The 13,132-nt window shown below is 51.5% G+C and carries 12 protein-coding genes and 1 pseudogene; 5 read left to right on the top strand and 8 right to left on the bottom strand.

From position 1 onward, the window contains the following. Positions 1-55 precede the first annotated feature (55 nt). Positions 56-979 carry an alpha/beta hydrolase gene (locus KP22_RS12415; RefSeq protein ID WP_039298330.1) on the top strand — a complete coding sequence of 308 codons (924 nt, stop codon included), beginning with the start codon at positions 56-58 and terminating at the stop codon, positions 977-979. A 71-nt stretch (positions 980-1,050) separates the two neighbouring features. Here KP22_RS12415 and fabB read toward each other — a convergent pair whose 3' ends face one another. Beyond that, positions 1,051-2,268 (bottom strand): beta-ketoacyl-ACP synthase I, encoded by a 1,218-nt coding sequence (gene fabB, locus KP22_RS12410; RefSeq protein ID WP_039298328.1) that lies wholly within the window; start codon positions 2,266-2,268, stop codon positions 1,051-1,053. A 172-nt stretch (positions 2,269-2,440) separates the two neighbouring features. Between fabB and mnmC the strand changes: the two genes are divergently transcribed. Further along, on the top strand, positions 2,441-4,468 hold the full coding sequence (mnmC, locus tag KP22_RS12405) for a bifunctional tRNA (5-methylaminomethyl-2-thiouridine)(34)-methyltransferase MnmC2/FAD-dependent 5-carboxymethylaminomethyl-2-thiouridine(34) oxidoreductase MnmC1 (protein WP_039324552.1): 2,028 nt from the start codon (positions 2,441-2,443) through the stop codon (positions 4,466-4,468). 66 nt (positions 4,469-4,534) lie between these two features. Here the strand turns inward: mnmC and KP22_RS12400 are convergent, their stop codons facing one another. The 6 genes and pseudogenes from KP22_RS12400 to prmB form a co-directional block, all read right to left on the bottom strand. Further along, positions 4,535-4,819 carry a YfcL family protein gene (locus KP22_RS12400; RefSeq protein WP_010285074.1) on the bottom strand — a complete coding sequence of 95 codons (285 nt, stop codon included), beginning with the start codon at positions 4,817-4,819 and terminating at the stop codon, positions 4,535-4,537. Between the two features lie 33 nt (positions 4,820-4,852). Beyond that, on the bottom strand, positions 4,853-5,398 hold the full coding sequence (locus tag KP22_RS12395; protein ID WP_039300975.1) for an elongation factor P hydroxylase: 546 nt from the start codon (positions 5,396-5,398) through the stop codon (positions 4,853-4,855). A 28-nt stretch (positions 5,399-5,426) separates the two neighbouring features. Then, positions 5,427-6,228 (bottom strand): annotated as a pseudogene (locus KP22_RS12390) (sulfite exporter TauE/SafE family protein). Between the two features lie 2 nt (positions 6,229-6,230). After that, positions 6,231-7,076 carry a penicillin-insensitive murein endopeptidase gene (gene mepA / locus KP22_RS12385; RefSeq protein WP_039324550.1) on the bottom strand — a complete coding sequence of 282 codons (846 nt, stop codon included), beginning with the start codon at positions 7,074-7,076 and terminating at the stop codon, positions 6,231-6,233. Between the two features lie 5 nt (positions 7,077-7,081). Then, complete coding sequence (gene aroC, locus KP22_RS12380; protein WP_039324548.1) at positions 7,082-8,167, bottom strand: chorismate synthase; 1,086 nt, start codon at positions 8,165-8,167, stop codon at positions 7,082-7,084. 315 nt (positions 8,168-8,482) lie between these two features. Next, positions 8,483-9,424 (bottom strand): 50S ribosomal protein L3 N(5)-glutamine methyltransferase, encoded by a 942-nt coding sequence (gene prmB, locus KP22_RS12375; protein WP_039298319.1) that lies wholly within the window; start codon positions 9,422-9,424, stop codon positions 8,483-8,485. Between the two features lie 172 nt (positions 9,425-9,596). On the opposite strand from prmB, the gene smrB reads away from it, so the two are divergent. Next, on the top strand, positions 9,597-10,139 hold the full coding sequence (smrB, locus tag KP22_RS12370) for an endonuclease SmrB (protein ID WP_039324547.1): 543 nt from the start codon (positions 9,597-9,599) through the stop codon (positions 10,137-10,139). An 80-nt stretch (positions 10,140-10,219) separates the two neighbouring features. On the opposite strand, the gene sixA is transcribed toward smrB, so the two are convergent. After that, complete coding sequence (gene sixA, locus KP22_RS12365) at positions 10,220-10,702, bottom strand: phosphohistidine phosphatase SixA (RefSeq protein ID WP_039324545.1); 483 nt, start codon at positions 10,700-10,702, stop codon at positions 10,220-10,222. A gap of 1,146 nt (positions 10,703-11,848) precedes the next feature. Here sixA and KP22_RS12360 point away from each other — a divergent pair. After that, positions 11,849-12,397 (top strand): Csu type fimbrial protein, encoded by a 549-nt coding sequence (locus KP22_RS12360; RefSeq protein ID WP_039298314.1) that lies wholly within the window; start codon positions 11,849-11,851, stop codon positions 12,395-12,397. 177 nt (positions 12,398-12,574) lie between these two features. Beyond that, positions 12,575-13,111 (top strand): Csu type fimbrial protein, encoded by a 537-nt coding sequence (locus KP22_RS12355; protein ID WP_039298310.1) that lies wholly within the window; start codon positions 12,575-12,577, stop codon positions 13,109-13,111. Positions 13,112-13,132 lie beyond the last annotated feature (21 nt).

Below are 13,132 nucleotides of genomic sequence, written 5' to 3'. Positions count from 1 at the left end.
TCTACGATACGCACCTTAATCACACCATTCAGCTTTCTCAGTCAAAGGATACCAGATGACACTTGAGCCAAACATTGCCGAACTCGTCAATGATTTTATCCTTGCAGGTCGCCCTTCGGTGAAAAATAAAACAATTGCAGAACGTCGGGAAGCGTATATTGCCAGTACCGTGCTAGCAGGAGATGTCCCTTCAGGCGTCAATTGTGAAGAGATAAATTGGCAATCACTTACGCTGCGGATTTACACGCCACCAACAGTACAACCACATGCTTCTGCCGTGATTTACTATCATGGTGGATGTTTCGTCAGCGGTGGGTTCGCCACTCATGATTGCCAATTACGAAATATCGCCTTTTACAGCGGCTGTAAAGTTATTGCCGTACAATACCGTTTAGCCCCTGAGCATCACTACCCAGCGGCACATGATGATGCCTACCATGCGGCCAAAATGATCCATGAACGTGCCGACCTGTTGGATATCAATCCCGACAGTATCATATTGATGGGCGATAGTGCTGGAGGGCATCTGGCGTTAGTAACTGCCATAAGGTTACGCGATCGCGGTGCATTCAAACCTTGCGGGCAGATCCTGATTTATCCAATGCTGGATGCTACAGCCAGTAGCGATAGTTATCGTACCAATGGCAAAGATTATGTGATTACACGGGAAATATTGGTGGGTGGGTATGAATCCTATTTTGACTCCTTGTCTCCCACTCATTACGAAGCCAGCCCGGCAATGCACAACCCATTATCGAATCTGCCACCAACGCTGATTATTACAGCGGAATGTGATCCATTGCGAGATGAAGGAGAAGCCTTGTTCCGTACGTTAACCGACCAAGGTGTCAATACGCAATGTCGGCGCTATTTGGGAGTCATTCACGGTTTTTTCCAGCTTGGTGGCATCAGTCAGGCGGCAAAAGATGCAATGCAGGATGTGACAACAGCAATCAAAAAAATGGGTAGCGCGAGTTGATCCTCTCCGCACACACAAAACCCCGCGGCTTACGCCTACGGGGTCTACATTTATCCGCGAGATAAAACCGATTATTTATCGAGTTTTCTCATGACCAGTGCGGCGTTAGTGCCACCAAATCCGAAGCCGTTAGACATCACGGTCTTCAGTTCACGGTCGGTGGTTTTGGTAATGATATTCATACCTTCGCCACGTTCATCCAATGTATCCACGTTGATACTTGGCGCAATAAAGCCATGTTCTAACATTAACAGGGTATAAATGGCTTCCTGAACGCCAGCGGCACCCAGAGAGTGACCCGTCATCGCTTTGGTCGCAGAAATCGGCGGAACTTTGTCACCGAAGACTTCGCGAATCGCCCACAGTTCTTTCACATCCCCCACTGGCGTGGAAGTACCGTGCGTGTTGATGTAGTCGATAGGCGTGTCAATGTCCTGCATCGCCATCTTCATGCAACGCACTGCGCCTTCACCTGACGGCGCAACCATATCCGCACCGTCAGACGTCGCGCCATAGCCGACGACTTCTGCGTAAATATGCGCACCACGCGCCAGCGCGTGTTCCAATTCCTCAACCACGACCATACCGCCACCGCCTGCAATCACGAAACCATCACGATCGGCATCATAGGTACGGGAGGCTTTTTCTGGCGTATCATTGTATTTGGTAGACAGCGCGCCCATGGCATCAAATTCACAGGCCAGTTCCCAGCACAGCTCTTCACCGCCGCCAGCAAAAACGATGTCCTGTTTGCCCATCTGAATTTGCTCAACCGCGTTACCGATGCAGTGTGCGGAGGTCGCACAGGCAGAGCTGATGGAGTAGTTCACGCCATGAATTTTGAACGGCGTTGCCAGACACGCAGATACCGCAGAACCCATTGATTTGGTCACCACATAAGGGCCAACAGCTTTCAGACCACGCGGGCTACGCATGGCGTCAGCACCGAACACCTGATAGCGCGCAGAACCACCGGAACCAGCAATCAGGCCAACACGCGGGTTATTCTGATAAACCTCATCAGACAGCCCAGAATCTTGAATTGCCTGCTCCATAGATAAGTAAGCATAAATCGATGCATCACTCATAAAACGCACAACCTTGCGATCGATGAGGCCAGTGGTGTCCAGTTTGACATTCCCCCAGACGTGACTACGCATACCGGAATCTTTCAGCTCTTGAGAGAAAGTAATACCCGAGCGGCCTTCCCGCAATGATGCCAGAACTTCCTGCTGGTTATTACCAATGCTTGATACGATCCCCAGGCCAGTAATCACTGCACGTTTCATTTAATACCTCTTCTTCCACTTATAGAGTTTGGGATTTCGCTTCGCACTTTAGCGTACAGTTGTAAGCTGAACAAGTCCGATCAGCCGAACTATCGCGAAATTATTGCTAAATTTGCACCACGATATTCAGCTCGTTAAAATCTCGCCATCACTTGAATAATGAGCTTTTGCCGTGGCTAACCTTCCCATCCAACACGCATCGTTAAGTTGGAACGCTCAGGGTACACCTGTATCGCAACAGTTTGATGACGTCTATTTTTCGAATCAGGATGGGTTGGCCGAAACCCGTTATGTGTTTTTACAGGGCAATCAATTTCCTGAACGTTTCACCACGCATCCGCGCCCAGCCTGCGTGATAGCGGAAACTGGCTTTGGCACCGGCCTGAATTTTCTTACGCTGTGGCAAGCCTTTGCTCACTTTCGTCAACAGCAACCACAGGCAACACTGCGACATCTGCATTTCATCAGTTTCGAGAAATATCCCCTGCGTCGGTACGATCTGGCTGCCGCACACGCACAGTGGCCGGAGTTGGCAACATTCGCGGATGAGTTGCGCGAGCAGTGGCCGTCGGCACTGCCAGGTTGTCACCGTTTGGTTCTGGCACAAGGCAGCATCACGCTCGATTTATGGTTCGGTGACGTCAACGTCTTATTACCTGAGCTGGATGATACCCAGAATCATCAGGTTGACGCCTGGTTCCTGGACGGCTTCGCACCCTCTAAAAATCCGGAGATGTGGACAGATAATCTGTTTCAGGCGATGGCTCGCCTGTGTCGTAAAGAAGGGACATTTGCCACCTTTACCGCCGCAGGCTTTGTGCGCCGCGGTCTGCAACAGGCGGGTTTTCACGTTAGTAAAGTCAAAGGATTCGGGCAGAAGCGGGAAATGCTGAGCGGCATGCTTCCCGATGCACTTCCCATAACCTCGCCGACACCGTGGTATTCACGCCCCGCGGCCAGCACGACTGACGATATTGCGATTATTGGCGGCGGCATCGCCAGCGTGCTTACTGCACTGGCTCTGCAACGGCGCAGCGCAAACGTCACGCTCTACTGCGCGGAGGCTCAGCCTGCCACTGGCGCATCCGGCAATCGTCAGGGCGCGCTATATCCTCTGTTGAATAATCGACACGATGCCGTGTCCCGCTTTTTCTCGCTTGCCTTTGACTTTGCGCACCGCAACTACACGGCGCTGGCGCACCAAGGTCTGGAATTTGAACACCAGTGGTGTGGCGTCAGCCAGCTCGCCTGGGATGAAAAAAGCGCACGTAAAATCGAACAGATTCTGCAAGGGGAATGGCCGGAAGAGCTGGTCGTAAGTATGGATGCACGGCAACTGGAAAAACAGAGCGGCCTGAACCCCGGCGTGAACGGTATTACCTATCCCGATGGCGGCTGGCTGTGCCCGGCAGAACTAACAGTTGCTGCACTGAAGCTGGCACAACAGAACGGCCTGTCGGTACAGATGAATACCGCCGTTTCCGCGCTGGAAAAAACGGACAGCGGCTGGGCGCTCACCTTAAGCACTGGTCAACAGGCCAACCATGCCGTTGTGGTGCTGGCGAATGGTCACCACATTACCGACTGGCCACAAACCCGCCATTTGCCCGGCTACGCGGTGCGCGGGCAAGTTAGCCACATCCCTACTAACCCTGTACTGGGACAGTTAAAGCAGGTGTTGTGCTACGACGGCTACCTGACGCCAGTCAGTCCACAGCATCAAACACACTGCATCGGGGCGAGCTATCTACGGGGCGAAGCACACTGTGATTATCGGGAAGAAGAACAACAGGATAACCGTCAACGGTTGCTGAATTGTTTACCCAATGCCAACTGGACAAAAACCGTTGATGTCAGCGATGGACAAGCTCGTCAGGGCGTTCGCTGCGCGTTGCGTGACCATCTGCCGCTGCTTGGGGCCGTGCCGAACTATGAGCAAACGCTGGCAGAGTATGAAGATCGGCTGCATCCACAGCACCGCACCGATGCAGTGCCGAGCGCCCCTTATTGGCAGGATCTGTTTATCATCGGTGCGTTAGGCTCACGCGGGCTCTGCTCTGCCCCACTCGCGGCGGAAATTTTGGCTTCGCAAATGTATGGAGAACCGCTGCCGCTGGATCGTGACACGCTAGCTGCGCTAAACCCGAATCGCTTCTGGATAAGAAAACTGCTGAAAGGTAAACCCATCACTCAGGATTAATGGGCAGAAGATGTGCTGGCTTGGCGAAGCCAGCACTGACAGATTAACGATGAGCACACATGAAAATCAGTGCGTACTGTTTTGCGCCTGTTGGAACAGACGTTCCCACATCCCGTTAACCAGTACCTGATCCGGCGGTGACAGTTCACCGTTTTTGATGGCGTTATTAATGCTGTCGCTAACGCGCACATGCAGAGCTTCAAGCGTGTGTTCCCCGTTCTCTTCCGCTTCTGCCACCGACACTGTCAGATGACCACGCAAATAGCCACCAGCAAAAAGCTCGTCGTCGCTGGCATGTTCTACCATGTCATCAATCAGCGCCAGAATGCGCGTTTCAAATTCTGCGATCATTTCTTATCCTCAAATTTTTGCAGTTCCCGCTCATCACAGATCGGCTGGATACGGGAAACTCGCCGCAGTCAGCGGTGGCGTATTGTAAAACGATTGTAACGCACGAATAAAGCTTGCTGGGCGCGCAGGAATCCCTTCTTCCAGATACTGCATCACTTGCGCATGCACACGTCGTTGGAAATCAATACGGTCTGGCTCACCGTCGCCGTTCAAGTTGTCGCAGCTGACGTTAAACGGAAAGCCCGCTGCAACGCAGAACAACCAGTCGAAGGCCTGAGGTTTGATCTCCACCATCTCGAACTGACTTTGCGTCGCAGTATCGCGGCCATCCGGGCAATACCAGTAGCCGAAGTCGACCTGTAAACGCCGCTGTGCGCCGGCAATGCACCAGTGAGAAATTTCGTGCAGCGCGCTGGCGTAAAAACCGTGTGCAAAAACAATGCGATGATACGAAATCTCATTATCTGCTGGCAGGTAAATAGGCTCATCGTCGCCTTTTACCAGACGAGTGTTGTATTCATCGCCAAAGCAATCATTAAAAATATCAATGAGTTGTTGGTAATGGTGAGTGGTTGTCATGTTATCTGTTGTTATCATATGATTGTTATCATAAAAACTGTCCCAGCCAGGCAGTAATCGCCTGCCCATGGCTGTCATAAATCAGCTTGCCGCTCATGATAGCGGAAACCAGCACCAGCATAGGACGAATCAGCTTTTGCCCTTTCGTCATCACCATTTTGGCACCAAGCCGCGCCCCGAGGATCTGCCCGATCAGCATTACCCCCCCCGACCACCCAGACCACTTTCCCGCTGAGCATGAAAAACAACAGCCCACCGAAGTTAGAGGTAAAGTTCAGGATTTTGGCATTCGCCGTCGCTTTTGCCAGATTGAAACCATACAGAGTGACGAAGGCCAAAGCGTAAAATGACCCAGCACCGGGGCCGAAGAAGCCATCATAAAAGCCGACACAGCCACCTGCCACAATCGCAAACGGGAGCGGCGACAGGCGACGCTGCCGATCTTCATCACCGATTTTGGGCGTCAGTAAAAAGTAGAGGCCGATGCCAATAATGAGAAACGGCAACAGTTGGCGTAAAAAATCGGCGTGGATTTGCTGAATCAGCCAGGCACCAAAGGTCGAACCGATAAACGTCAGCGCAATAGCCAGTTTCTGCTCACCCAGATTCACCGCACGGCGACGAATGAAGTACAGGCTAGCGGAAAAGGATCCACCGACAGCCTGAAGCTTATTCGTTGCCAGCGCCTGCGCGGGGGATAAGCCCGCCGCCAGCAAGGCTGGGATCGTCAATAAACCACCGCCCCCCGCAATTGAATCAATAAACCCTGCCAACGCCCCGACAAAAAATAGCACGGCCAGCATTTCTGGCCCAAGCACTAACCAGTCCATCGTTATCTCACGGCAAAATGTCTATCGAGCAATGCCTGACAAGAAGGGGGCAACGGCGGCGGCGTCGTTTTCTCCGGCGCTTCGCTACTCGGCTGCTTCGGCTGGAACCAGCTGGTTAACTCCGCACCGCATCCGTCACCGATTGGCGGTTCGCTCTGTTCCTGACACTCCAGGCTGTCTGCCGGGCAGCGCAAACGTACGTGCATGTGCGCACGATGCGCAAACCAGGGGCGTACTTTACGCAACCAGTCACGATCGTGACCCGCTTCGGCACACAGCTGTTTTTTAATCGCCGGATTGACGAAGATGCGCGTCACTTCGCTATCCAGAGCGGCAGTCTTAATCAAAGTAGTGACTTCCGGTCGCCAAACGCGTTGGTTGACGTTAAGCCCGCTGGCGTTAACCAAATCGATAGGTTGCGGTTTCAGCAACTGTTGCTCGCTCCAGCGCTGTCTGGGTAATTGCAGCCAGATGTCCACATCCAGCCCGGATTGGTGGCTCGCGTGGCCGCTGCTGAAACGTCCACCGACAGGCATTCCCATGTCCCCCACCAGCACATTGCCTGAAGTGGTACGCTTCACCTCGTTGCTCAGGCGCTGAATGAACGCCAGAAGATCGGGATGACCAAAATAACGGCGCTGATCGACGCGCATCACCTGATAATCCAGAGACTGCAACGGTAACGGCTGGGCACCGATAATACAGCCATTGGAAAAACTCCCAATTGACTGCGGCGTACCCGCGACCGGATGCGCGATCTCCTGCCAGGGCGTTTTCGCCCAGGCGATGTTCGACAACAGCGGCGCACTCAGCACCAACGCGAGAACCCCAATTAACCCTTGTTTCATTATTTTTACCAGCGAGGAACCTGACTGTTCACATCCCCACACTGTGCACGTTGGCGCAGCAGGTGATCCATTAACACAATTGCCATCATCGCTTCGGCAATCGGCACTGCACGAATACCCACACACGGATCGTGACGCCCGCGCGTGACCATTTCAGTCGCTTCACCCTGACGATTGATCGTTTTCCCCGGCACCATAATGCTGGAGGTCGGTTTCAACGCCAGATGCGCGACGATGTTCTGGCCGCTGCTGATTCCACCCAAAATGCCGCCAGCATGATTGCTCTGGAAACCTTGCGGTGTGATTTCGTCACGGTTCTCGCTGCCACGTTTAGTGACAACCGCAAAACCATCGCCAATTTCAACGCCTTTCACCGCGTTGATGCTCATCAACGCGTGAGCCAAGTCGGCATCCAGACGGTCAAAGACCGGTTCGCCTAACCCGACAGGCACCGACTCCGCCACGACGCTGACCTTCGCACCAATGGAGTCGCCCTCTTTTTTCAGCGCTCGCATCAGTTCATCCAAGGCGTCCAGCTTGTCGATATCTGGGCAAAAGAACGGGTTTTGCTCAACCTGCTCCCAATCTTTCAGCTCGCAGGTGACATCGCCAATTTGTGACAGATAACCACGTACCTTCACACCATGTTGCTGTTGCAGGTATTTCTTGGCAATCGCCCCCGCAGCAACGCGCATCGCGGTTTCGCGTGCGGAAGAGCGGCCACCCCCACGGTAATCACGCTGGCCGTATTTTTGCTCGTAGGTGTAATCGGCATGACCGGGGCGAAAGACATCTTTAATCGCACCGTAATCCTGAGAGCGCTGATCGGTGTTTTCAATCAACAGACCAATACTAGTCCCTGTTGTCACGCCTTCAAAAACGCCGGACAGAATCTTGACCTGATCGGGCTCGCGTCGCTGCGTCGTATAGCGGGATGTCCCCGGACGGCGGCGATCCAAATCGTGTTGCAAATCCGCTTCCGTCAGCGGGATGCCCGGCGGCACGCCGTCAACAATACATCCCAGAGCAATACCGTGGGATTCGCCAAATGTAGTGACGCGGAAAAATTGCCCAATACTGTTGCCTGCCATCACAACTCCTTCGCATGTGTTCTGTTTCTGCCTTACCGTCTGGTCAGATGGGTTAGGCTGATGAATATCGTTATGACCGTTTAATCACGGCTGCTGACAAAGGTCGTTGAGTGGTAGTAACGGATAGATCGTAAAGACGCTGCAAGTACATCCCTGTAAGCTCGGATTGCGCAGATATGAATCTCATCCCTGAGATTCACCCTTTCAGGGCCGTCGCAAGCGACGTTCAAAAGCGTTCCTGACGCTTTTGTCCCTGGCGCAAACGCTTTACTCTTCTATTCCGTTACTCCCGCCCTCACTTCGCAAATAGGTTTATCAGCTATCCGAATCACGGTAAGCGCTGAAATGCGCTTTGCAATCAACCAGCTGTGATTGCGTTAGCATAAACACGCCGTCACCGCCGTTATCAAACTCCAGCCAGGTGAACGGAATCTCTGGGTATTGGTCGATCAGATGCACCATGCTGTTACCCACTTCGCAAATCAGCACGCCGTCGTCGCTAAGATAGTCTGGCGCACAGGCCAGAATACGACGAACCAGATCCAGGCCGTCGTTGCCCGCCACCAGCCCCAGTTCCGGCTCAAAACGGAACTCCTGCGGCAGATCGGACATGTCCTCTTCATCCACATACGGTGGATTGGTCACAATCAGATCATAACGAATCGCAGGTAAATCGCGGAACAGGTCAGAGCGAATCGGCGTCACGCGGTATTCTAGCTCATGCTGCTGAATATTTTGTTCGGTCACCGCCAGCGCATCGCTGGAGATATCCACCGCATCGACTTCCGCTTCTGGGAACGCCTGAGCGCAGGCAATAGCAATACAGCCGCTGCCAGTGCACAGATCCAGAATAAGATTTGGCGCTTTTGGCAGTTGCTCATCAAAGTAGTTATTGATCAACTCGCCGATAGGAGAACGCGGCACTAGGACACGTTCGTCAACGTAGAATTCCAGGCCGCAGAACCACGCCTTGTTGGTCAGATAGGCGACCGGGATACGTTCATTGACGCGACGGATCACGCGTTCAACAATGCGCTGCCGTTCGCTAGTGATCAAACGGGACGTGTACATATCTTCAGGAATATCGAGCGGCAGATACAGGCTAGGCAATACCAATTGTATAGCTTCATCCCAGGGATTATCCGTCCCGTGACCATAATAAACGTTGGCTGCGTTAAACCGGCTGACAGCCCAGCGCAACATATCCTGAATGGTATGAAGTTCACTGACGGCCTCATCGACGAAAATTTTGTCCAAGGGTGTCCTCCGCAGACAGTTCTGAATTAGTAAATTGGCGCTTAGTTTGCCATGAAGCCCGCGACAAATCAGCAGATATAACCGACTGAACGCGCCCCGATACAGACTTTTATTTAGCGACAGCGGAGAGACAAGGTAAACTGTTCGAATGTTGACGCAAGATGAATGAAACATGAGTAATAAATATTCGCTGAATGACGACGAATTGCAGCTTTTTCGCACGTCAATCACTGGCACAAAAAAGTTGCGTCAGGATACCTATACCCACAAACCTCTGCGCAGGAAAATAGGCGAATTGCCTGCCAAACGGGCATTGCAGGAACAGGTTGATGCCAGTTTTTATTTTTCGGATGAATTTCAGCCACAGTTAGAAGCCGAAGGCCCGACGCGCTATGTCCGCCCCGGCGCCAGTCATTATGAATTGAAGAAACTCCGGCGTGGGGATTATTCGCCGGAACTGTTTCTGGATTTACACGGCCTGACGCAGCTTCAGGCAAAGCAGGAATTGGGGGCGCTGCTGGCAGCCTGTCGCCGGGAGCACGTTTATTGCGCCTGCGTGATGCACGGACACGGCAAACATATCCTTAAGCAACAAACGCCACTCTGGCTGGCACAACACCCAGATGTGCTGGCTTTTCATCAGGCACCGAAAGAATTTGGGGGAAATGCGGCGCTGCTAGTACTGGTTGCGCTGGAAGCACCTTCGCTTGAGTAACCTTTGTCATACTACTTCAAGCATGCCGTGGCGTGTAACACGCTTCATACCGTATGAATTCCGAGTTTCTCAATTAGCAATCAGGGCTTCGCGCTCAATTGTGCTGGGCTAACTTGCCAGTGCAGAACACCATTGCCAGATTCTGTGTCCACCTTCACGCAGGCGATAGCGGACGTGGCGAACATCGGAGCCGTTTCATTGCGGCATAACTCTGCGACCAGATAGCCCACTAGCGGCAGATGTGAAACAACCAGAACCGCACCAACGCCTTCTCTCGCCAGCGTTTGCAGGTAATAGCTAATAAGCTGAGCATCGCCGCCGGGCGTCAGTTCATTGAGGCAATCCGCTTCTTCAGGCAAAGGGAGGGATTTTTTCACCACGTCGAGCGTTTGCTGGGCGCGTAAATAAGGGCTCACCAGAACGCGCTCAATATCGATATTTTGCTCGTTCAACCAACACGCCATCAGACGAGATTCATCACGACCACCGTCGCTCAATGGCCGCACAGCATCACTCGCTGCATCAAGTACCGCATCACCATGACGCATTATCAACACTTGCATATTACACCGCTATGTTAATGAAATATATGATGTATACCCGTCATACTTCAAGCTGCAAGCAGCGTTCAAATCTGCTCCCGGCAGATTTGTCCCCCAGTCACTTACCTGTGTAAGCTCCTGGGGATTCGCTCAGTTGCCGCGTTACAAGGCCATAACTGAGCCTTGCCCTAAAGGGTCAACGCATAGCGTTGTTCAAAACGCTAACGTTTTGTCACGCAACTCGAATTATTTAGGGTATATTCTCTATAAGCCAAGCTACATATGCATGAATTATCCTGCACCTGAGACTCGAATTATGTAAGGTCTACCCTGCTTTATCTTTGTAGGTTACCTGAGTTTCTCGCCCTGATAAACTCACCTGACACCGGATTTGGGTATGGAACGTAATCTGTTCCCGTTTTCCCGCAGTAATCATATGATAAATAAAAGGTTTAAAGGAACTTAGTCGACTACATCGTCTTGGAGACATATAACCACAAAGTCAAGATGGACATTATAATCAATTACAAATAAATCAATTTATTTTACCGAAAATCAGATTAAAAATAAAAAATCAGCACAAAACACTACTGAAAACGTCAAAATCGATGATTTACACTTTTTTAACGCATATCAATTTTGCAATATTGTTAAACAACCACTCTACTTCTATCTTTATCTTAAATAGCGCTTTTTGTTCTTCACTTTATATAAAGAAGGTAATTATACGGAATATAACGTCATATAATAAAAATAGATTGCTCTTCTATTTTACGAATGCCCATGCAATATGGATAAAAATCGAAGAGCCTTTCTGTTATTTTTATATGTTCGGCATGCCCATCACCATGGAAGAGAGAATCAGCAGCACATTTTCCTTTATAGATTTATTTTCACCATGCGAAAAATACTGAAATTTTAGCAAGCTGTATTTCAGCAGTGCGGCATTTTTGTGTCAGTGGTTCGGGCCATCAGGAAAGAGAATAAACCCTCCACCTTTTCCTGAGCGGCGGGCTCATACCATATAAATATCCGTACTGATTAAAACGACTCGTTATGATTTCTTTTGTAAGAATCACTCATAACGGGCAGTTTTTACGGAAATCAATGCACTTTCGTGAAGACATTTTCGATGAAAATAAGTGAGAGGCTCATAAAGGAATCGTTATGAATTCTAAGCGTATAACATTACCCATTCTGGCGACACTATTCACCGCACTTGGCTTTTCTCCTACCGCCAGCAGCGTGACAATTAATGGTCAGATCCCCGTATCACTGACTATTACGGCTGCTTGCACGATAGACAATGGCGGAGGCGCAGGAACCACATGGGGAACAATTAGCTTTGGATCCCATTCCGATCTGACGGCCAATATTGACAGTCAGGTCACTAGCGTCAGTGGCAACGGAATTACGGTCAGTTGCTCTGTCGGCACCCCAGCAACATTGAGTATTGGCCCAGGGGCGAACGATAGCGCATCGTTACGCAGGCTCGCGCCAGGTACAGGGACCTATAACGTCCCTTATCGTCTATACAGCGACTCGACTCGTACCACCGAGATACCAATCAGTACGGCAACCGGTATTCCTATTGTCGCAACGGGCAACCCACAGTTGGTTCCTGTCTACGCACGTATTCTGCCAGCAGATCAAACCGTTCTATCACCAACAGCGGGTACCTATACCGATACCGTCACAGCAACGATCGAATGGTAATTTTTACAGGCCGTCATGCGAGCATGACGGCCTTTTTTAGGGTCACTGACCTACAAAGAAAGGAGCCGCTATGTCACCACATCTTATACGCGATTCCGCGTTTACCGCCTACGCCCCGCAGTCGGCTCCAGGCATATCTCGTATCGCTATTCAGGCTAAGTAGTCATCGGTATCGCGATGCGTTTTCCATCGGCATTGACTTCGTCACTTCTGCTGTTTGGTACGCTTGTACCCACGGTGACGATGGCGCTCACGGTCAGCAGCACCTTTGACGTCGAAGCCATCATACAAAAGGGCTGTGTGTTTGGCACCAGTAGCGCAAGTAGTCAACCTAATATGGGCACGCTTAGCTTCGGGACACGCAGTGCCACAGCAACGAACGTTGATGTGGCCAGCACGAGCGGCGGCGGATCGATTATCGCCACCTGTACGCCAGGCCTTAACGCCATCATTGAACTGGACTACGGTACCAATGGCGGCAGCAGCGCGCAGCGTTATCTGAAAAATGCGGCAGGTACGCGGCTATTGGCCTATCAGCTTTATCGCGATGCCGCCCGCACACTGGTATGGGGAACGGGGAGTCTGGCGCTCAGTATCGTCTCTTTTCCCGCTACTACCCAGACTTACACCGTTTATGCCCGCTACTTTGGCGGCACGCCTCTGCCTCCCGCAGGGGTTTATACCGATAACGTGACCGTCAGCCTGACTTATTAAAAATAAAACAGGGTAAATACA

Source organism: Pectobacterium betavasculorum (assembly GCF_000749845.1).
Taxonomy (GTDB): domain Bacteria; phylum Pseudomonadota; class Gammaproteobacteria; order Enterobacterales; family Enterobacteriaceae; genus Pectobacterium; species Pectobacterium betavasculorum.
This window is presented reverse-complemented; position numbering and strand designations above follow the sequence as displayed.

What these genes read in the sequence shown, in the direction of transcription:
- KP22_RS12415 (WP_039298330.1), top strand. Translation starts at nt 56, where the DNA reads ATGACACTTGAGCCAAACATTGCCGAACTCGTCAATGATTTTATCCTT.
- fabB (WP_039298328.1), bottom strand. Translation starts at nt 2,268, where the DNA reads ATGAAACGTGCAGTGATTACTGGCCTGGGGATCGTATCAAGCATTGGT.
- KP22_RS12400 (WP_010285074.1), bottom strand. Translation starts at nt 4,819, where the DNA reads ATGATCGCAGAATTTGAAACGCGCATTCTGGCGCTGATTGATGACATG.
- KP22_RS12395 (WP_039300975.1), bottom strand. Translation starts at nt 5,398, where the DNA reads ATGACAACCACTCACCATTACCAACAACTCATTGATATTTTTAATGAT.
- mepA (WP_039324550.1), bottom strand. Translation starts at nt 7,076, where the DNA reads ATGAAACAAGGGTTAATTGGGGTTCTCGCGTTGGTGCTGAGTGCGCCG.
- aroC (WP_039324548.1), bottom strand. Translation starts at nt 8,167, where the DNA reads ATGGCAGGCAACAGTATTGGGCAATTTTTCCGCGTCACTACATTTGGC.
- smrB (WP_039324547.1), top strand. Translation starts at nt 9,597, where the DNA reads ATGAGTAATAAATATTCGCTGAATGACGACGAATTGCAGCTTTTTCGC.
- sixA (WP_039324545.1), bottom strand. Translation starts at nt 10,702, where the DNA reads ATGCAAGTGTTGATAATGCGTCATGGTGATGCGGTACTTGATGCAGCG.
- KP22_RS12360 (WP_039298314.1), top strand. Translation starts at nt 11,849, where the DNA reads ATGAATTCTAAGCGTATAACATTACCCATTCTGGCGACACTATTCACC.
- KP22_RS12355 (WP_039298310.1), top strand. Translation starts at nt 12,575, where the DNA reads ATGCGTTTTCCATCGGCATTGACTTCGTCACTTCTGCTGTTTGGTACG.